Genomic DNA, 24,122 nt, shown 5'->3' with positions numbered 1-24,122 from the left:
CCGCGAGGGTGCCCGTTCCCCCCGCGAGGGTGCCCGTTCCCCCCGCGAGGGTGCCGGCTCAGTGGTCGGCGGAGGGCGGCTCCAGCCGGGCCTCGTAGACGTCCAGCGCGATGCCGACCTGCCGGAGGATCTCGGAGTCGTAGCGGCCGATGGCGCGCTCCTCCAGCAGGGCGTCGCGCTGCCCCTGCAGCACGACCGTCGACAGGCGCACGAAGGCGTGCGCGGGCGACTCCTCGCCCGGCGTATGCGACGCGCTGTGCGTCGGGGACAGCGCGAGGGATGCCAGTGCGTTCTTGCCACCGGCGCGCACGCGCTCGATGAGCGCGGAGTCGAGCTCGGGTCGCGTGGGGTCGGCCTGTTCCACAGCGATCTCCTCGTCGAGCGCCTCGTTGCCGGCCTTGACGATGTCTGCACTGAGGGCGGCGAGGCCCCGGACGCCGGCATCGGTGGCATCGACGGTCCACAGACGCCGGATGATCGCCGGGAGCGTGAGGCCGTGCAGGAGCAGCGTGGTGATGGCGACGATGAAGGCGATCAGCACGACCTGGGCGCGATCGGGCACCTCGTGCGGGATGCTCTGGGCTGCGGCGAGGGTCACGACGCCCCGCATCCCCGCCCATGAGAGGGCCACGCCCTCACGCCAGCCGAGGCCCTGCTCCTGCTCGTGCTCGAGGTCGGCCTCGGAGCGGCGCTGCAGCGCCTCGAGCCGCTCGACGCGCGCGGCGCTGCGCGACCCGCCCTGGCGTGCCCGGTCCGCCCCGCGTGAGAGCGCCCAGCTGCGTCCGACGTAGCGCCGCGCCGCGCCGCGCATGTACAGCAGGAGGGGCACGGCGAACAGGGCGCGCAGGGCGATCAGCGCTCCGACGACCAGCAGGCCGAGCCACACGACGTAGGACAGATCCCAGTGCGAGTCGACGACCTCCTCGACCAGGCCGTGCAGCTGCAGGCCCATCAGCAGGAACACGCCGTTCTCGACGACGAACTGCACCGTGCGCCAGTTGAGGCGCTCGTTCAGTCGCGCGTGGGCGCTGAAGCGGGTCGCGGAGTGATGCCCGGCGTAGAGCCCGGTCACCACGACGGCGAGCACCCCCGACGCACCGGCATGCTCGGCCGGGACGAACGCGACGAACGGCACGGTGAAGGAGATCACCGTGTCGTGCACGGGGTTGGCGAGCTTCGAGCGGATCCACACCGTGATCACGCCCACCACCAGCCCGATGAGGATCGCGGCGGCGACCGCGTAGCTGAAGCTGCCGGCCGCGCTCCAGAAGGTGAAGCTGCTGGCCACCGCGGCAAGAGCGGCCTTCAGGAGCACGAGCGAGGTCGCGTCGTTGACGAGGCTTTCGCCCTCCAGGATCGCGACCAGGCGCCGCGGCATCCCGAGCTTCTTTCCGATCGAGGTCGCCGCGACCGCATCGGTGGGGCTGACCACGGCGCCCAGGGCTATCGCGACCGGCAGCGGGATCGCCGGGACGAGGAGGTTCACGAGCACTCCGATGACCACTGCCGAGATGATCACGAGCACGACCGAGAGCCCCGCGATGGGACGGAGGTTGCGTTGGAAGTCGACCAGCGGCAGGTTCACGGCCGCCGCGTAGAGCAGCGGCGGCAGCACGACGAGCAGGATGATCTCGGGCTCGACCTCGATGATCGGCACGAACGGCAGGTACCCGATCGCCACACCCAGCACGCTCAGCAGCAGGGGAGCGGCGATGCCGATCCGCCCGGCCAGGATCGCGGTTCCCACGACCAGCAGGATCGCGCCGACGACGATCAGCTCGATTTCTTCCATGCCTCAGTCTCTCAAACCGCGCGCCCTTGCCCGCACCGCGTCGAGCGGGCGGCATCGGTCACGGCAGGAGCGGGACGATCTCCGCGAGGTCCACCGGACCCACGACCAGGTCGGCCTGGGCGCGCACTGCCGGCTTGGCGTTGAACGCGATCCCGAGGCCGGCCTCGGCCATCATGAGCAGGTCGTTCGCGCCGTCGCCGATCGCGATCGTTCGCGACATCGGCACGCCGAACGAGGCGGCCCATTCGCGCAGCGCGGCGGCCTTGCCCGCGGCATCCACGATCTCACCGTCCACGGAGCCGGAGAGCAGGCCCCCCTGCACCGCGAGCCGGTTGGCCCGCCACACGTCCACCCCGAGCGCGGGGGCGAGCTCGTCGAGGATCTCGTGGAACCCGCCCGAGACGACAGCCGCCCGCCCGCCGCGTGCGTGCACGGCGGCGATCAGCGCGTGCACGCCCGGCGTCGGCTCGATGCGGGCGAGCACGCGCGCGAACGCCGACACCGGGATGCCGCGCAGCGCCGCCACGCGCGAGCGCAGGCTCGTCGCGAAGTCCACCTCGCCGCGCATCGCCGCCTCGGTCGCCGCAGCGACCTCCGCGCCGCGGCCGACCTCGTCGGCGATCAGCTCGATGACCTCGTTGCGGATGAGCGTGGAGTCGGCGTCGAGGACGACGAGGAAGCGGGCGCCGGGCACCACCCCACGCTAGCGCCTACTGCGGGACGTGGGTCCCCTTGCCGACCACCGTGATGCCGGTGTCGGTGACGGTGAAGCCGCGCGCGCGGTCGTAGGCGTGGTCGACGCCGACATGCGCTCCGGGATCGAGCACGACGTTCTTGTCGAGGATCGCCCGGTGCACCCGCGCTCCCGCGCCCACGTCGACGTGATCGAACAGCACGGAGTCGGTGATGGTCGATCCGCCACCGGCGAGCGTCCACGGGCCCACGACGCTGCGCTCCAGGTGCGTGCCCGACAGTACCGAGCCGAGCGAGACGATCGAGTCGATCGCGTTGCCCATGCGCCCGACGTTGTCGCGCACGAACTTCGCCGGGGGCGAGTTGACCGCCTGAGCGTAGATCGGCCAGTCCATGTTGTACAGGTTGAACACCGGCAGCGCCGAGATGAGGTCCATGTGCGCGTCGAAGAACGACTCGATCGTCCCCACGTCGCGCCAGTAGTCGCGGTCGCGCTCGGTCGAGCCGGGCACGTCGTTGCGCTTGAAGTCGTACACGCCGGCCTCGGCGCGTCCGACGAAGTAGGGGATGATGTTCCCGCCCATGTCATGGGCGGAGTCCTCCAGCTCGCCGTCGGCCTGCACCGCCTCGATGAGGGCGTCGGTGTCGAAGATGTAGTTGCCCATCGAGGCGAGCACCTCGTGCGGCGAGTCGGGCAGGCCCACCGGGTTCTGCGGCTTCTCCAGGAACTCCCGGATGCGGGTGGCGTCGTCGGGCTCGACGTCGATGACGCCGAACTGGTTCGCCAGCGAGATGTGCTGGCGGATGCCGGCGACCGTCGCACGCGCGCCCGATTCCACGTGCGCGGTGAGCATCTGCTGGAAGTCCATGCGGTAGACGTGATCGGCGCCGATCACGACCACGATGTCGGGCTTCTCGTCGGTGATGAGGTTCAGCGACTGCAGGATCGCATCCGCCGAGCCGGAGAACCAGCGCTTGCCGAGACGCTGCTGAGCCGGCACCGAGGCCACGTAGGAGTTCAGCAGGGCCGACATGCGCCAGGTCTGCGAGATGTGGCGGTCGAGGCTGTGCGACTTGTACTGGGTCAGCACGACCACCTGACGCAGGCCGGAGTTGATGAGGTTGGAGATGGCGAAATCGATCAGTCGGTACTGCCCCCCGAACGGCACGGCGGGCTTCGCGCGGTCCGCCGTCAGTGGCATGAGGCGCTTGCCCTCGCCGCCGGCGAGGATGATTCCGAAGACCTTCGGTGCTGCTGGCATGCCAACACACTATGCCCCCGCGAGCGGTCTGTACTAGCGTTCAGGCATGCGCGTCGACATCGTCACCAAGGAGTATCCGCCCGAGATCTACGGTGGTGCGGGAGTCCACGTCACCGAGCTCGTCAAGGCCCTGCGCGCCTCGCTCGACGTCAGGGTGCAGGCCTTCGGAGCGCAGCGCGAGGAACCGGGCGTGTCGTCGTACCGCGTTCCCGCGGAGCTCGGCGAGGCCAACGGCGCGATCCAGACGCTCGGCACCGACCTGGAGATCGTCGGCGGCATCGCCGGTGCCGACGTGGTGCACAGCCACACGTGGTACGCGAACTTCGCCGGACACCTCGCGTCGCTCCTGTACGGCATCCCGCACGTGGTCACGGCGCACTCACTCGAGCCGCTGCGGCCCTGGAAGGCCGAGCAGCTCGGCGGCGGCTACGCGGTGTCCAGCTACATCGAGAAGACCGCCTACGAGGGCGCCGCGGCCGTGGTCGCCGTCAGCGAGGGCATGCGCCAGGACATCCTGCGCAGCTACCCCGCGCTCGACCCCGAGAAGGTCAAGGTGATCTACAACGGCATCGACGTCGAGTCGTGGCGCCCCGTGGACGACCCCGCGCTGCTCGCCTCGTACGGGATCGACCCGGCCAAGCCCTCGGTCGTCTTCGTGGGCCGCATCACGCGCCAGAAAGGCCTGCCGTACTTCCTCCGTGCCGCCGAGCGCCTCCCCGAGGACGTCCAGCTGATCCTGTGCGCGGGCGCGCCCGACACCCCGGAGATCATGGCCGAGGTGCAGGGGCTCGTCCGCGACCTGCAGGCCCAGCGCGAGGGTGTCGTGTGGATCGAGGAGTTCCTTCCGCGCGACCAACTGTGCGCGATCCTCACCGCCGCGACGACGTTCGTGTGCCCGTCGGTGTACGAGCCGCTCGGCATCGTCAACCTCGAGGCGATGGCGTGCGGGGCGGCCGTGGTCGGCACCGGCACCGGCGGCATCCCCGAGGTCGTCGTCGACGGCGTGACGGGCCGCATCGTCCCGATCGAGCAGGTGCAGGACGGCACCGGCACGCCTGTGGACCCGGAGAGGTTCGTCGCCGATCTCGCGGCGGTGCTCACCGAGGTCGTCTCCGACCCGGAGCGGGCGCGCGCCTACGGCGCGGCCGGCCGTGAGCGCGCTGCGAACGACTTCAGCTGGACGGCGATCGCGGATGCCACGGCCGCGCTCTACGCGGAGGTGGCCGGCGCGGGCCGATAGGCTGATCGCATGCCGCAGGTGCTCGAGTTCGCCGACGTCGTCGTCCGCCGCAACGCGCGGAACATCATCGATCACATCGACTGGATCGTCGAGGACGATCAGCGCTGGGTCGTGCTCGGACCCAACGGCGCGGGCAAGACGACGATCCTGCAGCTGGCCGCGACCCTCCTGCATCCGACCTCCGGCGCCGTCGACGTGCTCGACGAGCGACTGGGTCGCACCGACGTGTTCGAGCTGCGTCCGCGGATCGGCTTCGCCTCGTCGGCGATGGCGCGGCGGGTTCCTGCGGAGGAGACGGTGCTGAACGTCGTGCTCACGGCGGCCTATTCCGTGCTGGGCCGCTGGCGCGAGTCGTACGAGTCCGTCGACGAGGAGCGCGCCCGCGGGGTGCTCGAGCAGTGGCAGCTGGAGCACCTCGCCGAGCGCACGTTCGGCACGCTGTCGGACGGCGAGCAGAAGCGCGTGCAGATCGCCCGCGCCGTCATGACCGACCCCGAGCTGCTGCTGCTCGACGAGCCGAGCGCGAGCCTCGACCTCGGCGCGCGCGAGGAGCTGCTGGGCCTGCTCGGCCGGTTCGCGCAGTCGCCGACCACACCCGCGATGGTGATGGTCACCCACCACGTGGAGGAGATCCCGCGGGGATTCACGCACGTGCTGCTGCTGCGCGAGGGGCGCGTCGTCGCGCGCGGACCGCTCGCCGAGGCGCTCACCGCCGAGTCGCTGACCGAGACGTTCGGGATGCCGGTGGTGCTGCGCGAGGAGGACGGCCGCTTCGCGGCACGCGCCTGATCTGCGACTCTCTGTTCGAACCGGCCGCCCGATTCCGCGTCGGGCCGGTGGGACTGGTAGGATCGATCCTCGGTGCGCGATCGCGCCGCAGACTTTTCCCGCCCGCACCGGGCGCCACTCCCGCGAGGAAGCCATGAAGACTGACATCCACCCCGACTACCAGGCCGTCGTGTTCCGCGACCTCGGCTCCGGCGAGACGTTCCTGACCCGCTCGACCGTGACCAGCGACAAGACGATCGAGCTCGATGGTGTGACCTACCCGGTCATCGACGTCGAGATCTCCTCGGCCTCGCACCCGTTCTACACCGGCAAGCAGCGCATCATGGACTCGGCCGGTCGCGTCGAGAAGTTCAACCAGCGCTTCAAGAACTTCGGCGCGCGCTGACCCGCGCCCGCCGTCACGAGAGCCCCGCCGAAGGCGGGGCTCTCGTCGTTCGGCCCCGGCATCCCCGCCCCGGTCTCGCGTCCCCGGCCCAGGGTCTCTCGTCCCCGGGATCCGGCCCCGTATCCTGCCCCGAGTCACTGCTCTCTTTGTCGAGTCACTGCTCTCGCTTCGAGTCACTGCTCTCCAGCGCAGTGACTCGCGCGTAGGGCAGTGACTCGCGCACGGGGGCATTGACTCGCGAGGGAGGGTTCCATCCTCGGCATCCGTGCCCCGAGTCACTGCTCTCCAGCGCAATGACTCGCGAGCAAGGCAGTGAGTCGCGCGCGGGGGCAGTGACTCGCGAGGGGCGGGAACGGCCCGGGGATCAGCGGACGGGCCAGGCGCCGTCGAGGCGGTCGTCGGGGTCGAGCCGCCCGATCCGGATGAAGTAGTCGCTCAGACTCGCCGCCTGCGCACGCGCCCATGCGATCTGGCGCGTGTGCAGCTCGGCGGCGGTCGGCGGAAGCCGGTCGGCGAAGCGGCGCGCCAGCGCCTGGGCGACCCGGCCCGCGGCGACCGCGTCGGCCGACGCGTCGTGCGCGCCGACGAGCGGCACCGCGTAGTGCTCCGCGACCACCGCCAGGGTGCGCTTTCCGGGACGATAACGGTCGTAGGCCTTGTCGACCACCAGCGGATCGATCACCGGCGACGGGTCGTCGATCGGCGGGATCCCGTGGCGGAGCGCCTCGTGCCTGAGCAGCGAGAAGTCGAACGGCGCGTTGTAGGCGACGACCGGGATGCCGGCGTCGAAGAGGCTCCGCAGGGTCTCGATCACCTCGGCGACGACCTCCGCGGCGGGCCGCCCGTGCGCCCGCGCGTGCGCCGTGGTCACCCCGTGGATCGCCGCCGCGGCATCCGGGATCTCGATGCCCGGATCGGCCAGCCACGACCGCGATCGCCGCACCGCGCCGGTGCCGTCGAGCAGGCCGACGTGCGCGGTCACGATGCGCTCGTGCGCGACGTCGACGCCGGTCGTCTCGAGGTCGAAGACGCCGATCGCACGCGTCCACTCCGGGGCGCCGGCCGGGGCGAGCATATGCGCGCGAGGTTCCATGCCTGCAACGGTATGCGAGGCATCCGACATCGCCCCGCACGCCACTCGTAGACTCGACGAGTGCCCGTTCCGAGTCCCTACGCCGCCCGGCTCGCCCGCATCCCGGTCGGGCGGCACGAGGCGATCGTGCTCGGCGGCACCACGGCGTACTGGGTGTACGGTCCCGCCGACGCGCCGACGACGATCGTCGCGGTCCACGGCTTCCGTGGCGAGCATCACGGGCTGGAGCCCGTGGTCGCCCACCTCCCGGGCATCCGCGTCGTGATGCCCGACCTGCCCGGGTTCGGCGAGAGCGCGCCGATCCCCGGGCGCACGCACGATCTCGACCTCTACGCCGACTGGCTGCGGGCCTTCGTGCGCGCGGTCGCGCCCGGCGCGGTGATCCTCGGCCACTCGTTCGGATCGATCGTCGCCTCCGCCGCCGTCGCGCAAGGGCTGGAGACCCCGGCGCTCATCCTCGTCAACCCCATCGGCGCACCGGCGTTGGAGGGGCCGCGGGGGATCATGACGCGGCTCGCGATCCTCTACTACGCCGCCGGCGCGCGGCTTCCGGGCCGGATCGGCACGGCGCTGCTGCGCAACGGGCTGATCGTGCAGGTGATGAGCCGCACGATGGCGAAGACCCGCGACAAGGAGCTGCTCGCGTTCGTGCACGACCAGCACGACACCTACTTCTCCCGCTTCGCCGATCGCGACGTGCTGCACGACGCGTTCGTGACCTCGGTGTCGCACGACGTGCGCGAGTTCGCGCCGCGCATCGCCCAGCCCGCGCTTCTGATCGCCGCGCAGCAGGACGACATCACCCCGATCGAGAAGGAGCGCGAACTGGCCCGGCTCTTCTCCGATGCCGAGCTCGTCGAGATCCCCGGAGTCGGCCACCTCATCCACTACGAGACCCCGAGGCCTGCGGCCGAGGCGATCGAGCGCTTCCTGTCGACCGCTGCTCGGGGAAGCTGACAGCGCTGTGCGCTCCGGGCCGCCTTCGGGCTCGGCGCAGTCGTGCGCCGTCGCTGGGAGCACGATGGCGAGTTCGCACTGCGCGACGTGACGACCCTCAGCGCCGGCATCGTGCGCGATCCCGGCCGCGCGATGCTGGTGCGGTGAGCGTCACCGTTCCTTGGGGAAGAACAGGCCGAGCCCATGCCGGCGCAGGATGCGGTAGGCGTCGGCATAGCTGGTCTCGGCGCTCAGGTCGCTCGCCTCCCCGTAGCGCGCCAGCAGAAGGCCGAGCAGGCCCCGCCCGGGCGGGCTGATGGGCTTGTTACGGTGCTTGCCCTTGTGCAGGTCCTCGAGCTCGTCCTCGTCGGGGTTCGCAGGCAGCCACATCGGGTGCACCGCCGGCCACGTGGCGGGGTCGCGGGGCTCTTGCAGGTTGACCACCGGGAACAGGTCGTTCGCCGAGGCGTCGCGGCGCGTGAGCGGGGCGAGGCCGTACAGTCTCGACAGTGTCGCGATGACGGCGCCGTGATGCATCTCGTCGTGGACGATCGTGCCGGCGCGTGTGTAGGCCGACACGGCGATGGCGGGCACGCGCACGCCGAGCCGGTCGAAGGCGAACCCCATCTCGCCGGGGTTCTGGTCGGCCGTCGGCGGTGTCGCCGCCGGCGGCGACACGTGGTCGTACGTGCCGCCGTGCTCGTCGAAGGTGATCAGCAGCAGCGTGTTCATCGCGTTCGACCCCTTCGGGGACGCGCTGAGCTTGATGGCCTCGTAGACGCTCGCCACGAGATGCTCCCCGGCGCGCACGTCCGAGACCGCGGAATCGACGATCATGCGCCCGTCCACCGCGCTGGAGCGGTACACGCCGAACGGCGGGTGGAAGTCGTTGTGGTTGAACACCATGCGCGGCTCGATGAACGAGTAGGCGGGAAGCTTTCCGGCCCGCGCGTCCTGATAGAACTCGGACATGTAGCCGAAGTGCTCGGTGCGCCAGTACTTCTCCAGCACCGGCGCGTGCATGACGCCGGTGAGCGAGACCAGCTGCAGCTCGTCGAAGTACACCTTCCACGAGATGCCGGCCTCCTCCAGACGGTTGAAGATCGTGGGCGTCGGGTCCGCCGAGAGCCATTTCTCGTAGCCGCCGGCGTGCGTGTTGGTCACGAAGCCGTGCGAGGTCGACGCGTGGAAGAACGACCGGTTGCAATACGTCTGCGAGGGGACCCCGGCGAACCACGCGTCGAACACGGCGAACTCGCGCGCCAGGGTCGACAGCACCGGCAGCTGCTCCGGTGCGAAGCCGCCCATGATCTGCGCCACCTCCTCGTCGGCGGGCGCCGTGCCCCGCAGGCGCTCGAGGTTGTTGCGGTAGTCCTGCAGGAAGCCGACCATGGTGGCGTCGGCGCCTCGTGCGGGCGCGTTGAAGGGAGCGGTCATCCCGTCGAGCTGGGCGAGGCGATTGGATGCCGGGGACACCGTGCCGAACAACTGCGTGTTCACGTACGGGTACTCTTCGCCGGGGTCGGGGTTCGGCTGGCCCATGACGACGTCGGTCGGGCCGGAGTACACGTGCGCCGACACCGTCAGCCCGGTGTCGTCGGTGTTCGCGTAGGAGCCGAAGGCCAAGCCGTCGAACGTCTCGCCGTCGGGGATGGTCTCGGGTGTGTACAGCCAGCCGAGCAGGTTGTCGAACGAGCGGTTCTCGCCCATCAGCACGACGACATGGTCGAAGCCGGGCTCGTGCCGCGGGGGCAGGGCGAGGTTGTCGGCGGCGCCCTCCCGGTAGCCGAGCAGGTGTCCGATCTGGGCCCCGGCGGCCGCGCCCACGCCGCCGCCGACGAGCCCGGCCGCGGTCAGTCCGCCGAGCTTGAGGAACTCGCGCCTCGATCGAGCGGCGCGCTCGGCGCGCTCGAGCGACTCGCCGGCATCGGCGGGCGCTCCTGACTCGGCGGGTGCGTCGCCGGCAGCCAGCGGATCTTCGCTGCGTGACATCGCCGCCACCCTAGCGCGGTCAGACGGTGAGGGCGGCGCGTGCCATCGACTCCAGGATGCCGCGCACGGCCTGGTCGGGGAGTGGACGGGGGCCCCCGCGCAGACTGTAGGGCGTCGAATTGATGAGCCCGAAGCTGGCCAGCGCCCGTACCCGCAGCTCGTCGGGAGACGACTCCGGGCGCAGGTCCGCCAGCGTTTCCACCCAGACTCCGACGTAGGCGCGCTGGAGCGTGCGCACCGTGCGACGGTCCTGCTCGCTGAGGCTGGGCAGGTCGCGGTCCTGCACGCGGATGACGTCGGCGCCGCTGAGGGCGAAGTCCACGTGGTAGGCGATGAGCCGGTCGAGTCGCTCGGCCGGAGCGGGGGTCTCCGCCTCCACGGCCCGCCCGCCGTCAAGGAGCTCCTCGCTCACGCGCACGAGGATCGCACCCAGCAGAGCCTGCTTGCTCGCGAAGTGCCGGTAGATCGCCGGACCGGTCACGCCCACCGCGGCCCCGAGGTCTTCCAGGCTCACACCGTCGAAGCCGCGCGCGGCGAACAGTCGGGCGGCCTCGCGCAGCAGGGCCGCCTGCCGGTCGGCCTTCGCGCGCACGCGCGGCGTACGCGTGCTGCGGTCGGTTGCCATGTCGGGTCCTCGCTGCCGGGAGACCGGTTGTTAACGAATACTAACTGCTGCGTGCCGCGCGCGGCGACGCGCCGGCGAGGCGGCCATGGCGCGAACGACGGGTGGAGCGACCACAGCGTGGTGGCCGCGCGCCAGGGCGAGCTCCAGCGTAGCGCCCCCTCAGGCCGCGCGAGACCTCGCAAATGCAACGGTTTGAGGCGCAGAACGGTGCAGACGGGAGGTTTCGCGAGGAGGCGGGGGATGCCGCAGCGCACGGAGCCGCGACCGGGCTCAGGCCGGAGGGGCCGCGGCGTAGTCGAGCAGGCGCAGCCGGTCGCGCTCGACGAGCAGGGTGTGCGCCGAGCCGTTCGGCAGCCGCTCGGCGGGGGAGGGGAACGCGCCCCCGGTGGCGTGGCGGATCACCTCGCGGATCAGCGCGCCGTGCGTCACGACGACCACCGCGGGGCCGACCGGCGCGGTCTGGCGGCGGGCGTCGCGCACGACCCGCCGGATCGTCGCGACGGCACGCGCACGCAGCGCCGCCCAGGGCTCGGCATCCGGGATGTCGGCGGTGTGCCAGTCTCCCCAGCGCGCGAAGAAGTCGGTCGTCGTCATGCCCTCCGCCGCGCCGTAGCCGCGCTCGCGCAGGCCCGGATACACGCGCGGCGCCGCGGCGGCCAGACCCTCGGCGACCAGGCGCGCCGTCTCGTGCGCGCGGGAGAGATCGCTGCAGGCCACGACGATCGGGGCGTCGGTCGGCAGCTGATCGCGCAGGCGCTGGGCCGCCGCGCGCGCCTGGGCGCGGCCGTCGTCGTTGAGCGGGATGTCGGTGGCGCCCTGGATCCGCCGATCGCGGTTCCAGTCGGTCTCGCCGTGGCGCACGAGCGTGAGGGTGGTCACCGCTCGAGCCTATCCGCCCGCGCCCGCGTTCCCTCGCGGGGTCAGCCCCCCGAGCCCAGGGCGCTCGCCAGCAGCGGCAGCACGTCGCTCGTGCCGGCATCGATGCGCACGGTGGCGGCCGCGTCGCCGCGGGTCGCTCCGCGGTTGACGATCACGATCGGCAGCCGGCGGCGCCGTGCGCGCTCGACGAGCCGCATGCCGGAGTTGACTGCGAGGGACGAGCCTGCCACGAGCAGCGCGCCGCTGGCGCGGACGAGCTGCTCGGCCTCGCCGAAGCGCTCGACCGGGACGAACTCGCCGAAGAAGACGACGTCGGGCTTGAGGACGCCGCCGCACACGCTGCACGCGGGCACCACGAAGCCGTCGCTGGAGGAGGGCAGCACGTCGCCGTCGGGGCCGAGCGCCACGTTCTCCGGGATCGCGATCCAGGGGTTGTCCGTCTCGATCCGCGCGGCGAGGTCGCGGCGGTCGAACACCTGCCCGCAGTGCAGGCACAGCGCGCGGCGCATCGTGCCGTGAAGCTCCACGACCCGGCGGCTTCCGGCGCGCAGGTGCAGCCCGTCGACGTTCTGGGTGACGACGCCGGTGACCGCACCGGCATCCTCCAGCCCGGCGAGCGCGGTGTGGCCGGCGTTGGGCTCGCTGGCCGCGAAGGCCCGCCACCCGAGATGGCTGCCCACCCAGTACCGGCGGCGCGCCGAGGCGTCGGAGACGAACTGCTGCATCGTGATGGGCGTGCGCGTGCGGCTGCCCTTGCCGCGGTAGTCCGGGATGCCGGAATCCGTGGACACGCCGGCCCCGGTGAGCACCGCGATGCGGCGCCCCGCGAGCACATCGACGGCCCGGTCGACGGCGGCAGCGCTCGCGCGGTCGAGGTCCCACGTGGTGATCACGGCTCGAGCCTACGCTGCGCGGTTTTCCGGCAGGTTACGCCGCCCGTGCCAGGGTGGACCCATGCCCATCGAGCGCGTCGACGACCCCGACGACCCGCGTCTGGCCGACTATCGCGACCTCACCGATGTGGCCCTGCGGCGCGTGCTCGAGCCGGCCGGAGGGCTCTACATCGCCGAGTCGGCCAAAGTCATCGGCCGGGCCGTGGCCGCCGGGCACCGGCCCCGCTCGCTGCTCGTGCAGGAGAAGTGGCTGGACGAGGCGGCATCCGTCGCAGGCGACGCGCCCGTCTACGTCGTGACGGATGCCGTCGCAGAGCGCCTCACCGGCTACGCGGTGCACCGTGGGGCGCTCGCCGCGATGCACCGGCCGGTGCTACCCGAGGTCGCCGACGTGGTCGCAGGAGCGCGCACCGTCCTGATCCTGGAGGACATCGTCGACCACACGAACGTCGGCGCGGCCTTCCGCGCGGCGGCCGGGCTCGGGGCCGACGCGGTGCTGGTCGCCCCGCGCTGCGCCGATCCGCTGTATCGGCGCAGCGTCCGGGTGAGCATGGGCACGGTCTTCCAGGTGCCCTGGACGCGCCTGCCGGAATGGCCCGAGGCCCGCGGCGTCCTGCACGGGGCGGGGCTGCACCTGGCCGCCCTCGCGCTGACCGCGGGCGCCGTGACGCTCGACGCCTTCGCGGCGGCCCGGCCCGAGCGCGTGGCGCTCGTGATGGGCGCCGAGGGCGACGGGCTCTCGCGGCGCGCGCTGGCGGCGGCCGACACCGTCGTGACGATCCCGATGTCCGGCGGCGTGGACTCCCTGAACGTGGCCGCCGCGGCGGCGGTCGCGCTGTGGGCGCTGCGGGTCTGACAGCCCGGCGCGGGGCCGCAGACGGGCGCTGCGGTGCGCGGCTGCTGTGGATTCCTACAGCCCTCACGGCGTGTCGTGTCGTTGTCGATATCGGACAGTGATAAAGGAAACCCTTGACAAGGGGTGCCCGCTCCTGATTCTCTGTGACTCGACTGTGAATGCCGGCGGGGTGGCCGGCAGGGCAGTGTCGCCGACCAGCCAGGAGGGGAATCCGTGCAGACGACCATGCCGCCCACGGGGCGCCGAACAGAATCAGCGGGCACGTCACGCCGCACGATCGTGGCGGTGGCCGCGGTCGCGTCCATGCTCGTGAGCCTCGGGGTCGGCGCCGTCCCCGCGTTCGCAGCACCCGCCGCCGTCGTGCCGATGGCCGCGGGGAGCCCGGGCATCCCCGGCGAGCCGACCGTGCTCTACGAGGAGGACTTCGAGAACGACCTCGCCGACGGCGAGGTCGTGCCGCTGGTCGACTACGTCGGAGCGACGGGCGCGACGTACTCCGCCGAGGGGCAGTGGGCGAACCCGTCCAACTGCAACGGCTTCGTCCTGGACGGCACCTCCTCCAACGGCGACATGGCGGAGCTCGGTTGCACCAGTGGTCCGGCCGCGCTGCGCGGGCTCGCCACCAGCCTCGGCGCCTTCAACGAGACGGCGACGCCGGCCCAGAACCATGTCGTCGCCGCCTACACGGCGGGTGATCCGGGTGCCGACCTCGTCGAGTTCGAGACCGAGTCGCCGGTGGAGCTGGACACGTCGGTGGCCGGCCGGTTCCTGAGCCTGTCGGCGAACGTCGCCGCCGTCAACTGCAACCTCCCCGGCGACCCGCGCCTGAACTTCTACCTGCTCGACGCAGAGGGGAACGAGACGCCTGTCTCGTCCGGCCCGACCGAGGTGTGCGACATCCCTGGCCACGTCGGCCAGGCAGCCGCCAACAGCTCGGTGCTGTTCGACGGCGACAGTGTGGGCATCCGCATCCGAAACGCCGCCGGCAGCGGTTGGGGCAACGACCACGCCTTCGACGACATCCGCGTGCTCGATGTGACGCCGCAGCTGGACAAGGAGTTCCCCGAGACCGCCGTCACAGGCCGGGCGTTCCCGCTCACGTTCACCGCCACGAACACGAGCGAGCTGGCAGGCAAGAGCGGCTGGTCGTTCGCCGACACGCTCAGCGGCCTGCGCGTGGCCGACGACCCGAACATCGGCGGCACCTGTGACGCCGATGTCGAGGCCGCCGGCTCCACCATCACCGTCACCGACGGCGTGCTCGCCGCGGGCGAGGCGTCCTGCACGATCACCGTCGACGTCATCGCCGACGCGGCAGGGGAGTACTCGAACGGCCCCGGCAACATCGACGACGCGGTGGGCATCGACCTTCCCGGCGAGGCCACGGTGCTGATCAACGATCCGATCTCGCTGTTCGCGCCGTGCGAGCAGCTCACCTTCGACGAGGGCGACGAGGGGTGGCGCGCGGCGACGACCTCCAACGGCACGACGGTCAACTCCGGTCCGGTCGCGGTCGGCTGGGAGGCCGACGCGGGCAACCCGGGCGGGGCGCTCGCCGAGGACGACCTCGACGGCAACTGGACCGAGCTGTGGACCCCCGACTTCATCGAGGGCGGCTACGCCTCCGACTACTCGGACTCGGTCGGGCAGAACCTGTCGTTCGACTACCGCAACACGACCGGCATCTCGGTCGACGTCTACGTCGGACTCGTCGGCACGGACGGCAGCCACTACTGGTACAACTTCCGCGACCAGGTGACCGACCCGACGTCGTGGACGCGGGTGATCGTGCCGCTGGATGCCGCCGAATGGCAGACCGGGTTCGACAACGGTTCCGGGCCGGTGGGAGCCGCGCCCAGCGCTGAGGACTTCCTGGCCGCGCTGAGCGACGTCGAGCGGTTCGCGTTCTCGATCGAGGGCCAGGCCGGTGCTGATCGCACCTACTTCGACAACTTCGGTCAGTCGTGCGAGCTGTCGATCGAGAAGACCTCGACCGCGACCGCGGACACCCGCGTCGGCGACGTCGTGGAGTACACGGTGACGGCGACCAACGTCGGAGCCGGCGACTACACCGACGCGAACCCGGCCGTCGTCTTCGACGACCTCTCCGGTGTGCTCGACGACGCGACGTACAACGACGACGCGGCCGCGGAGATCTCGGACGGCTCGGATGCCGCGGCGCCGGCCTTCGCATCGCCGCTGCTGTCGTGGTCGGGAGCTCTGGCCTCCGGCGAGTCGGTGGAGATCACCTACTCGGCGACCGTCACCGGCGAGGGCGACGATGCGCTCTCCAACGTCGCGTGGGGCGACCCGCCCGACCCGGACGAGCCGGTGACGCCGAACTGCGTCGACGGGGTGGATCCGGACACCGGCGTGCCCTGCGGCGCCGTGACCACGCCGCTGGCGGCCGTGGCCGTGGCCAAGACCTCCGACCCGGAGTCGGGCACCTCGGTGCAGGCCGGTGACACGATCGCCTACACGCTGACGTTCACCAACGACGGCGCGGCGACCGGCACGGTGGACTTCACCGACCACCTCGGCGGCGTCCTCGACGATGCCGAGCTGACTGGCGACCTGGTCGTCTCGCCCGCGGGCGCCCTGACGGCGACCGTCGGCGACGACGCGATCGCGGTGACCGGGAGCCTTGCGGTCGGCGACACGGTCACGGTGACCTACGAGGCCACGGTGCTTCCCGACGGCGAGCGCGGCGACAACGCGATCGGCAACCTCGTCGCGTGGTCGGACGACATCGAGCCCGAGTGCGGTGTGAACGGCGCCGTGTGCACCGACAACCCGGTGGGCGAGATCTCGCCCACCAAGTCGGTGAACCCGGCATCCGGCACGCGCGTTGCCACCGACTCGACGCTCACCTACACGCTGGCGTTCGAGAACATCGGCACCGGCACGGCTGAGCTCGACTACGTCGACCACCTCGCGCGCGTCCTGGACGACGCCGACCTCGTCGGCGGCATCACCGCCACGAACGGCGCCATGGCCGAACGCTCCGGGGACCGCATCCTGGTGACCGGAGAGGTGGCGCCCGGCGAGACGGCGACCGTCACCTACACGGTGCGGGTCAAGCCCGCCGGCCAGCAGGGCGACCGGACGCTCGCCAACTTCCTGGTGCCCGACGGGGAGACCCCGCCCACGTCGTGCGCCCCGGACAGCACGCTGTGCACGACGAACCCGGTGGCGCCGCTGGCGACCACGGGTTCGGAGGCGCCGCTGGCGGCGGGCCTGCTGGGCCTGCTCGCGCTGCTGATCGGCGGCGGGCTGGCGCTCGCACGGCGACGTCGCGCGACGGCCTGATCCCCGGCTGAAGACGACCGGATCGCCTGCACCTCACCCCGGGTGCAGGCGATCCGGCTTCTGCCCGCCGAGCGGTACACTGGGACCATCAGCACCGATCCGGCCATCACCGGGGAGCTCTCGGAAGAACAGCGGTCCGCCGCCCAGTAGAACCGGGCGGGGCAGGCCCGTCACAGCCGCAGTGAGAGGGACCGGATGCCGCGGCATCCGGTAACGCGGGGTGGTACCGCGGCTCTCCGCCATGCGGAGCGTCGTCCTCGCAGGATGTGACACGCACCTGCTGGAGAGAGATGACCTACCCCCGCCCTTCCAAGCGCTCAGGGCCCTCCGCGTTCGGCCCGGCCGCCGACGCCGTGACCCCGAGCCCGCGCTTTCCTGAGATCGAGCGCGAGACCCTCGACTTCTGGCGCCGTGATGACACCTTCCGCGCCTCGATCTCGCGGCGCGAGGGCGCCCCGGAGTGGGTGTTCTACGACGGTCCGCCCTTCGCCAACGGCCTGCCGCACTACGGGCACCTGCTCACCGGTTACGCGAAGGACCTCTTCCCTCGGTTCCAGACGATGCGCGGCAAGAAGGTCGACCGCGTCTTCGGCTGGGACACGCATGGCCTGCCGGCAGAGCTGGAGGCGATGAAGCAGCTCGGCATCACCGAGAAGAGCGAGATCGAGGCCATGGGCATCGACGCCTTCAACGCGAAGGCGCGCGCCTCTGTGCTGGAGTACACGCAGCAGTGGCAGGACTACGTCACCCGTCAGGCGCGGTGGGTCGACTTCGAGCGCGGCTACAAGACCCTCGACGTGGGCTTCATGGAGTCGGTGCTGTGGGCGTTCAAGACCCTGTGGGACAAGGACCTCGCCTACGAGGGCCACCGCGTGCTGCCGTACTGCTGGCGTGACGAGACGCCGCTGTCGAACCACGAGCTGCGCATGGACGACGACGTCTACCAGACGCGCCAGGACCCGTCGGTCACGGTGACGTTCCCGTTCGTGGGCGCCAAGGCCGAGGCGCTCGGGCTCACCGGCGTCCGGGCGCTGGCGTGGACGACGACGCCGTGGACCCTGCCGACGAACCTCGCCCTCGCGGTGGGCCCGGACATCGAGTACGTCGTGATCCCCGGGGGCCCTGCCGGCGCGGCCGACGTGCCGACCGGCGACGACCGCGAGGGCGCGACCGCGCACCGGTACCTGCTGGCATCCGAGCTGCTGGGCGGCCACGCGAAAGACCTCGGCTACGCGTCGCCCGACGATGCGCGCGCCGCGGTGGAGCGCACGCTCACGGGCGCCGAGCTCGCCGACGTGCACTACGACCCGCTGTTCGACTACTACGCGGATGCCGAGACCTGGGGCACCGGCACGTCCTGGCGCGTGCTCGTGGACGACTACGTGACCACGAGCGACGGCACCGGCATCGTCCACCAGGCCCCGGCCTACGGCGAGGACGACCAGCGCGTGACCGCGGCCGCCGGCATCCCGCTCATCATGAGCCTCGATGACGGCGGACGGTTCCTCCCGCACGTGACCGATGTCGCGGGGGAGCTGTGGCTCGACGCGAACCGCCCGCTCATCCGCCTGCTGAGGGCCGCGGGGCGGCTGCTGCGCGAAGCCAGCTACGAGCACTCGTATCCGCACTGCTGGCGGTGCCGCAACCCGCTCATCTACAAGGCGGTGTCGAGCTGGTTCGTGCGCGTCACGGCGATCAAGGAGCGCCTGGTCGCCCTCAACGAGGAGATCACGTGGGCGCCCGAGAACGTCAAGCACGGCCAGTTCGGCAAGTGGCTGCAGGGCGCGCGCGACTGGTCGATCAGCCGCAACCGCTTCTGGGGGTCGCCGATCCCGGTGTGGCAGAGCTCCGACCCGGCGTACCCGCGCACCGACGTGTACGGGTCGCTCGCCGAGCTGGAGCGCGACTTCGGCCGGCTGCCCGTCAACGAGGCGGGCGAGGTGGACCTGCACCGCCCCTACATCGACGAGCTCACCCGGCCGAACCCCGACGACCCCACCGGGGAGAGCACGATGCGCCGCATCGAGGACGTCTTCGACGTGTGGTTCGACTCCGGGTCGATGCCCTTCGCGCAGGTGCACTATCCGTTCGAGAACCGCGAGTGGTTCGACGAGCACTCGCCCGCCGACTTCATCGTGGAGTACATCGGGCAGACCCGCGGCTGGTTCTACGTCATGCACGTGCTCTCCGGCGCGCTGTTCGACCGGCCCGCCTTCACCGGGGTCGCCTGTCACGGCATCGTGCTGGGCAGCGACGGGCAGAAGATGTCGAAGTCGCTGCGCAACTACCCCGACGTCTCGGAGGTGTTCGACCGCGACGGGTCGGATGCCATGCGCTGGTTCCTGATGGGATCGTCCGTGCTCCGCGGCGGCAACCTGGTCGTGACCGAGGAGGGCATCCGCGCGGGCGTGCGCGAGCTCCTGCTGCCGCTGTGGAACGCGTGGTACTTCTTCGCGACGTACGCGAACGCGGCGGCGGGACCGGACGGCGCCGGTTACACCGCCCGCTGGCGCACCGACTCCACCGACGTGCTCGACCGCTACATCCTCGCCCTCACCGGCGACCTCGTGCGCGACGTCGCAGGCGAGCTGGAGATCCTCGACTCCACCACGGCGGCAGCGAAGCTGCGCGAGTACGCCGAGGCGCTCACCAACTGGTACATCCGCCGCTCCCGGGACCGGTTCTGGCTCGGGGTCGACCCGGCGGATGAGGCCTCGACCGAGGCGTTCGACACGCTCTACACGGTGCTGGAGACCCTGTGCCGCGTGGCCGCTCCGCTGCTGCCGCTCGTCACCGAGCGGGTGTGGCAGGGCCTCACGGGCGGCCGCAGCGTGCACCTGGAGGACTGGCCGGACGCCTCGGCGTTCCCGGCATCCGTCGAGATCCGCACCGCCATGGACACCGTCCGCGAGGTCTCCAGCGTCGCCAACGCCCTGCGCAAGAAGGAGGGCAGGCGCGTGCGCCTGCCCTTGCAGACCCTCACGGTGGCCGTGGCCGATGCGGCGGCCCTCGCCCGGTTCGAGGACATCGTGCGCGACGAGCTCAACGTCAAGGAGGTGCGCCTCGTCGAGCTCGTGGACGGGCTCGCCGAGAGCTACGGCATCAGTCAGAGGCTGACCGTCAACGCGCGCGCCGCGGGCCCGCGCCTGGGCCGTCAGGTGCAGCACGTCATCGCCGGGGCGAAGGCGGGCCTGTGGACCGAGGAGGACGGCGTCGTCGTGGTCGACGGCATCCCGCTGCAGGAGGGCGAGTACGAGCTCACCCTCGAAGCCGGAGGAGTGGCCGAGGGCACCGCGATCGCGCTCCTTCCCGGGGGCGGCTTCGTGCTGCTGGACACCGCCACGACGCCGGAGCTGGAGGCCGAGGGGCTCGCGCGCGACGTGATCCGCGCCGTGCAGGACACGCGCCGGGCGGCCGGGTTCGAGGTGAGCGACCGCATCGTGCTCGGGCTGCTGTTCGACGATGCCGCCGACGGCGAGGCCGTGGCATCCGCCTTCGAGGTCGCAGGCGTCGCGGGGGAGACCCTTGCCGTCGCGTACACGGTGGGCACGCGCGCGGGCGCGCTGCTGGAGAGCGGCAGCGCCGCGGCGGTCGAGCACGAGGTCGTGGTGGATGCCGGCACGTACGCGAACCGCGGCGCCTTCACGGTGTCGGTCGCGCGGACGGATGCCGCCTCGTGAGCGACCGCGAGCGCGCCGACGCCGTCTACGCGGCGCTGCTGACCCGTCAGGGCGAGCGCTGGGTGCAGCCGCGCGTGGAGCGCACGCGCCGCGTGCTGGCGCTGCTGGACGACCCCCAGCGCGCCTACCGCGTCGTGCACGTCACCGGCACGAACGGCAAGACCTCCACCAGCCGCATCGTGGAGAGCCTCGTGCGCGCGCATGGCCTGCGCACCGGCCTGTTCACGAGCCCCCACCTGGTGCGGTTCACCGAGCGCATCCGCATCGACGGGGAGTCGGTCGCCGACGCCGCGATCGCCGACGCGTGGGACGAGATCGCCCCGATCGTCGACCTCGTCGACGCCGAGCTGACCTCGGTCGGCGACGCGCCCCTGACGTTCTTCGAGCTGCTCACGGTGCTCGCGTTCGTGGCGTTCGCCGACGCGCCGGTGGACGTCGCGGTCGTGGAGGTGGGGATGGGCGGCTCGTGGGACTCCACGAACACCGCCGACGGCGACGTCGCGGTCTTCGCCCCCATCGATCTCGACCACGTCGACCGGCTCGGCGGCACGATCGCGGAGATCGCCGCAGTCAAGGCCGGCATCATCAAGCCCGGGGCGCTCGTGGTCTCGGCGGCGCAGGACGCCGCGGCCGCCGCGGTGCTGCGCGAGACCGCCGCGGCCCAGGGCGCGACGCTCGCCGTCGAGGGCGAGGACTTCGCCGTGACCGCCGACGTCCTCGCCGTCGGCGGCCAGCAGCTCTCGGTGCGGGGCCTCGCCGGCTCCTACGACGACCTCTACCTGCCGCTGTACGGCGCGCACCAGGCGTTCAACGCGGCGCTCGCGATCGCGGCGGTCGAGTCCCTCATCGGCGGCGGCTCCCGTGCCCTGTCGCCGGGGGTGCTCGCGGAGGGCCTCGCCGAGTCGACCTCGCCGGGCCGCCTGCAGCTGGTGGGCATCGCCCCGACGGTGCTCGTCGACAGCGCGCACAACCCGCACGGCGCGGCCGCGCTCGTGCGGGCCCTGCGCACCTCGTTCGACGTGGACGAGTGGGGCGTGGTGCTGGGGGTCCTCTCCGACAAGGATGCCGCCGGGATCGTGGCGGCCCTGGTCCCCGCGGCCGCGCGCGTGTTCGCGACCGCGCCGGCCTCGGACCGGTCCGCCGACGCCGAGGCGCTGGCCGATCTGGTCGAGCAGGCGGGCCTGCCGGTGACCGTGCACCCCGACCTCGCCGACGCCGCCGACGCCGCGCGGGAGTGGGCCGCGGCATCCGAACGGCGCGCCGTCGTGATCGTCGGCAGCATCGTGCTCGCCGGCGAAGCCCTCGCCCTCGCCGAGGCCGAGGGCTGGAAGGGCGGTGCCGCATGAGCCCGCGCGAGCGCCGACCGCGCCGCCCGCGCGGAGCGCGCGAGTCGCTCACGAGCGTCGTGCTCGCCTTCGAGTCGGTCGTGGTCTTCCTCGGCGGGCTCGTCGTGTACGGCCTGAAGGCGCTGCCCGACGGCATCCCGCCATGGGCGGGGATCGTCGCCGGAGGCGTGCTTGCGGTGCTCATGCTGATCACCGGCCGGCTCGTGCGCCGCACGTGGGGGATCGCGCTGGGCTGGGTGTGGCAGGCCGTCGTGGCTCTCGGCGCGTTCCTGGTGCCCGCCCTCGGGATCGTGGCGATCATTTTCGGGGCGATGTACGCCTATGCCACCATCAAGGGGGGCGCGCTCGACCGGCGGAACGCGCGACCAGTAGCCGACGAACAGAACGGACAGTGACATGCCCACCGAACAGACCCTGGTCCTGGTCAAGCCCGACGGCGTCGCCCGGGGCCTGACCGGCGCGATCCTCGCCCGCATCGAGGCGAAGGGCTACGTGCTCGTGGATCTTCGGCTCGTGCAGCCCGATCGCGCGCGGCTGGAGCGCCACTACGCGGAGCACGCGGGCAAGCCGTTCTACGAGCCGCTGCTGGAGTTCATGACCTCGGGCCCGTCGGTGGCGATCCGCTTGGAGGGGGAGCGCGTCATCGAGGGCTTCCGGTCGCTGGCCGGCACGACCGATCCGACGACCGCGGCGCCGGGCACGATCCGCGGTGACTACGGTCGCGACTGGGGCCTGAAGGTGCAGCAGAACCTCGTGCACGGCAGCGACAGCCCCTCCTCGGCCGCGCGCGAGCTTGAGATCTGGTTCTCCTGACCCGCACCTCCCCCGCCCCCCGTCCCCCGCTCCCCGGCCCCCGCTCGCGAGTCACTGCCTTACCGCCGAGTCACTGTGCTCGGGGCCAGTGACTCGACGCGCGGGCAGTGACTCGCGAGGTAGAGCAGTGACTCGCGAGGGCGGGGCGGGGGGTGCCCCGGGGGCGGGTCGGGGGCCCGGGTCAGGCGGGTCAGAGCTGGCCGATCCAGTCCAGGCGCAGCTGGGCGATGAGGGCCACGACGGCGTAGCTGACGACCGCGAGCACCGGCAGCCAGCCCATGAGCGTCGCCGCGCCCTTGCGCGCGCGGGCGGATGCCGGGACGAGGCCCGCGCGCACGAGGTGCAGCGTCACGGCGTAGAACGTGGGGATCGTCACGACCCACGTGACCATGCACCACGGGCACAGCGTGCCGATGACGAAGATGCTCTGCGCGATGAGCCACACCACGAGCGCGAACGCGCCGGCCACCCCGAGCCAGAAGAGCAGCCAGAACCAGCGCGCGAAGCGTGCTCCGGCAAGCAGCGCCGCCCCGACGACGACCGGCGCGACCCAGCCGGTCAGGCCCAGGATCGGGTTGGGGAACCCGAACACGGCCCCCTGCCACGACTCCAGGTTCGTGCTGCACTGCACGACGACGCTGAAGTCGCAGGATGCCGCCGAGCCGGGCTCGGCGAGCTGGTGGAGTCGCTCCATGGTGAGCTCGAACGCGGCGAACCACCCGACGACCCCGGCGAGCACGAGCCAGAGCGCGAGAACCGTGGGACGGGAGGAGACGGCGCGCGAGGACATTGGGGAATTATCGCATCGCGATCTGGGCGGAGGCCCGGGAAAGGGCCGCGCACATTCGCCACGCGAAAGTGCGATAATGGTCGCCGATGCACTCGCGGCCGCGCCGCATCGCATCGACGAAGACTTCGGGCAACGAATGCCCTGGCAGCACGAGCCACGAGCCTGCTGCAGACCGAGTGAGTGTGCGGTTCCCCCGAGGATGCCGCCAGAGTTTTGGGCCGGACGGTGCGCGGCACCGTCCCGCAGGGAGTACGCAGTGGCGGTCGATGAACACCCCGAGACAGCACCTTCAGCACCGCGCGACGACGCCGCGCCCGACGAACCGGTGGTCGAGCCGCCGGCAGCCGAGCCCCAACTAGCCGAGCCCGCCGCGGTCGACGCACCGGAGGCGCAGCCCGAGCCGGCCGAGGCCTCGGCGCCCGAAACCGCCGAGCCGGAGCCAGAGCCCGAGGCCGCAGCCGAGCCCGAGCCGCCCACCGCCGTGAGCCTGGGTCTGCTGCCGGCGGAGTTCGTCTCGACGGTCTCCACGCAGCTGGTCTTCTACGCGCCCGAGATCGTGCCCCTCCCGCCGCGACCCAAGGAGCGCGACGAGGCTGCGGCATCCACCCCGTCGCGTCGGCGGGGGCGCCGCCGCGGGGGCGACGAGGACGATCGCGAGGCCGCCCCTGCCCCCCGTCAGCGTGCTGTGGAGCTCATCACCGAGCCGCAGCGCATCAAGGGCTCCACGCGCCTGGAGGCCAAGAAGCAGC

General features: G+C 71.9%; 19 protein-coding genes and 2 pseudogenes. 11 read left to right on the top strand and 10 right to left on the bottom strand.

Going from position 1 to position 24,122, the window contains the following annotated elements; all coding sequences use genetic code 11:
- The 4 genes and pseudogenes from QM641_RS10585 to glgC form a co-directional block, all read right to left on the bottom strand.
- Positions 1-58, bottom strand: a pseudogene (locus QM641_RS10585) (hypothetical protein); the annotation flags it as partial.
- Complete coding sequence (locus tag QM641_RS10580; RefSeq protein ID WP_415116233.1) at positions 59-1,792, bottom strand: cation:proton antiporter; 1,734 nt, start codon at positions 1,790-1,792, stop codon at positions 59-61. It abuts the pseudogene before it with no gap.
- 58 nt (positions 1,793-1,850) lie between these two features.
- On the bottom strand, positions 1,851-2,486 hold the full coding sequence (gene serB / locus QM641_RS10575; protein WP_415116231.1) for a phosphoserine phosphatase SerB: 636 nt from the start codon (positions 2,484-2,486) through the stop codon (positions 1,851-1,853).
- A 16-nt stretch (positions 2,487-2,502) separates the two neighbouring features.
- Positions 2,503-3,747, bottom strand: coding sequence for a glucose-1-phosphate adenylyltransferase (glgC, locus tag QM641_RS10570; protein WP_415116228.1), 1,245 nt, complete (start codon positions 3,745-3,747; stop codon positions 2,503-2,505).
- A gap of 46 nt (positions 3,748-3,793) precedes the next feature.
- Between glgC and glgA the strand changes: the two genes are divergently transcribed.
- The 3 genes from glgA (at position 3,794) to QM641_RS10555 (ending at position 6,161) form a co-directional block, all read left to right on the top strand.
- Positions 3,794-4,987 (top strand): glycogen synthase, encoded by a 1,194-nt coding sequence (gene glgA, locus QM641_RS10565; protein ID WP_415116226.1) that lies wholly within the window; start codon positions 3,794-3,796, stop codon positions 4,985-4,987.
- A 9-nt stretch (positions 4,988-4,996) separates the two neighbouring features.
- On the top strand, positions 4,997-5,776 hold the full coding sequence (locus QM641_RS10560; protein WP_415116224.1) for an ABC transporter ATP-binding protein: 780 nt from the start codon (positions 4,997-4,999) through the stop codon (positions 5,774-5,776).
- 133 nt (positions 5,777-5,909) lie between these two features.
- A complete protein-coding gene (locus tag QM641_RS10555; RefSeq protein ID WP_415116222.1) occupies positions 5,910-6,161 on the top strand; it encodes a type B 50S ribosomal protein L31 in 252 nt (83 codons plus the stop codon).
- Positions 6,162-6,525: 364 nt separating this feature from the next.
- Here the strand turns inward: QM641_RS10555 and QM641_RS10550 are convergent, their stop codons facing one another.
- Positions 6,526-7,254: a 3'-5' exonuclease gene (locus QM641_RS10550; protein ID WP_415116220.1), complete on the bottom strand. Its 729-nt coding sequence runs from the start codon at positions 7,252-7,254 to the stop codon at positions 6,526-6,528.
- 60 nt (positions 7,255-7,314) lie between these two features.
- On the opposite strand from QM641_RS10550, the gene QM641_RS10545 reads away from it, so the two are divergent.
- On the top strand, positions 7,315-8,211 hold the full coding sequence (locus QM641_RS10545; RefSeq protein ID WP_415116218.1) for an alpha/beta fold hydrolase: 897 nt from the start codon (positions 7,315-7,317) through the stop codon (positions 8,209-8,211).
- Positions 8,212-8,361: 150 nt separating this feature from the next.
- On the opposite strand, the gene QM641_RS10540 is transcribed toward QM641_RS10545, so the two are convergent.
- The 4 genes from QM641_RS10540 to QM641_RS10525 form a co-directional block, all read right to left on the bottom strand.
- On the bottom strand, positions 8,362-10,182 hold the full coding sequence (locus QM641_RS10540) for an alkaline phosphatase family protein (RefSeq protein ID WP_415116216.1): 1,821 nt from the start codon (positions 10,180-10,182) through the stop codon (positions 8,362-8,364).
- Positions 10,183-10,201: 19 nt separating this feature from the next.
- Complete coding sequence (locus QM641_RS10535; RefSeq protein WP_415116214.1) at positions 10,202-10,807, bottom strand: TetR/AcrR family transcriptional regulator; 606 nt, start codon at positions 10,805-10,807, stop codon at positions 10,202-10,204.
- Between the two features lie 270 nt (positions 10,808-11,077).
- Positions 11,078-11,686 (bottom strand): histidine phosphatase family protein, encoded by a 609-nt coding sequence (locus QM641_RS10530; protein WP_415116212.1) that lies wholly within the window; start codon positions 11,684-11,686, stop codon positions 11,078-11,080.
- Positions 11,687-11,727: 41 nt separating this feature from the next.
- Positions 11,728-12,576, bottom strand: a complete 849-nt coding sequence (locus QM641_RS10525) for a Sir2 family NAD-dependent protein deacetylase (RefSeq protein ID WP_415116235.1) — start codon at positions 12,574-12,576, stop codon at positions 11,728-11,730.
- 64 nt (positions 12,577-12,640) lie between these two features.
- Here QM641_RS10525 and QM641_RS10520 point away from each other — a divergent pair, with 64 nt between their 5' ends.
- The 6 genes from QM641_RS10520 (at position 12,641) to ndk (ending at position 22,583) form a co-directional block, all read left to right on the top strand.
- The gene (locus QM641_RS10520; RefSeq protein ID WP_415116210.1) at positions 12,641-13,435 is read left to right on the top strand and encodes a TrmH family RNA methyltransferase; all 795 of its coding nucleotides are present in this window, start codon (positions 12,641-12,643) and stop codon (positions 13,433-13,435) included.
- A gap of 285 nt (positions 13,436-13,720) precedes the next feature.
- On the top strand, positions 13,721-16,744 hold the full coding sequence (locus tag QM641_RS10515) for a hypothetical protein (RefSeq protein WP_415116208.1): 3,024 nt from the start codon (positions 13,721-13,723) through the stop codon (positions 16,742-16,744).
- 290 nt (positions 16,745-17,034) lie between these two features.
- Positions 17,035-20,424, top strand: coding sequence for an isoleucine--tRNA ligase (gene ileS, locus QM641_RS10510; RefSeq protein ID WP_415116206.1), 3,390 nt, complete (start codon positions 17,035-17,037; stop codon positions 20,422-20,424).
- On the top strand, positions 20,421-21,770 hold the full coding sequence (locus QM641_RS10505; RefSeq protein WP_415116204.1) for a bifunctional folylpolyglutamate synthase/dihydrofolate synthase: 1,350 nt from the start codon (positions 20,421-20,423) through the stop codon (positions 21,768-21,770). Before ileS ends, QM641_RS10505 begins: the two co-directional genes overlap by 4 nt.
- Positions 21,767-22,165: a DUF4233 domain-containing protein gene (locus QM641_RS10500; protein ID WP_415116202.1), complete on the top strand. Its 399-nt coding sequence runs from the start codon at positions 21,767-21,769 to the stop codon at positions 22,163-22,165. The genes QM641_RS10505 and QM641_RS10500 overlap by 4 nt, the downstream gene beginning before the upstream one ends.
- A 1-nt stretch (position 22,166) precedes the next feature.
- On the top strand, positions 22,167-22,583 hold the full coding sequence (gene ndk / locus QM641_RS10495; RefSeq protein ID WP_415116200.1) for a nucleoside-diphosphate kinase: 417 nt from the start codon (positions 22,167-22,169) through the stop codon (positions 22,581-22,583).
- 190 nt (positions 22,584-22,773) lie between these two features.
- Here ndk and QM641_RS10490 read toward each other — a convergent pair whose 3' ends face one another.
- Positions 22,774-23,373, bottom strand: coding sequence for a vitamin K epoxide reductase family protein (locus QM641_RS10490; RefSeq protein WP_415116198.1), 600 nt, complete (start codon positions 23,371-23,373; stop codon positions 22,774-22,776).
- A 256-nt stretch (positions 23,374-23,629) separates the two neighbouring features.
- Between QM641_RS10490 and QM641_RS10485 the strand changes: the two are divergent.
- Positions 23,630-24,122 (top strand): annotated as a pseudogene (locus tag QM641_RS10485) (ribonuclease E/G); the annotation flags it as partial.

It is taken from the genome of Microbacterium sp., assembly GCF_047605725.1.
Classification (GTDB): Bacteria; Actinomycetota; Actinomycetes; order Actinomycetales; family Microbacteriaceae; genus Microbacterium.
The sequence above is the reverse complement of the archived record's forward strand: the minus strand, read 5'-3'. Positions and strand labels throughout refer to the sequence as shown.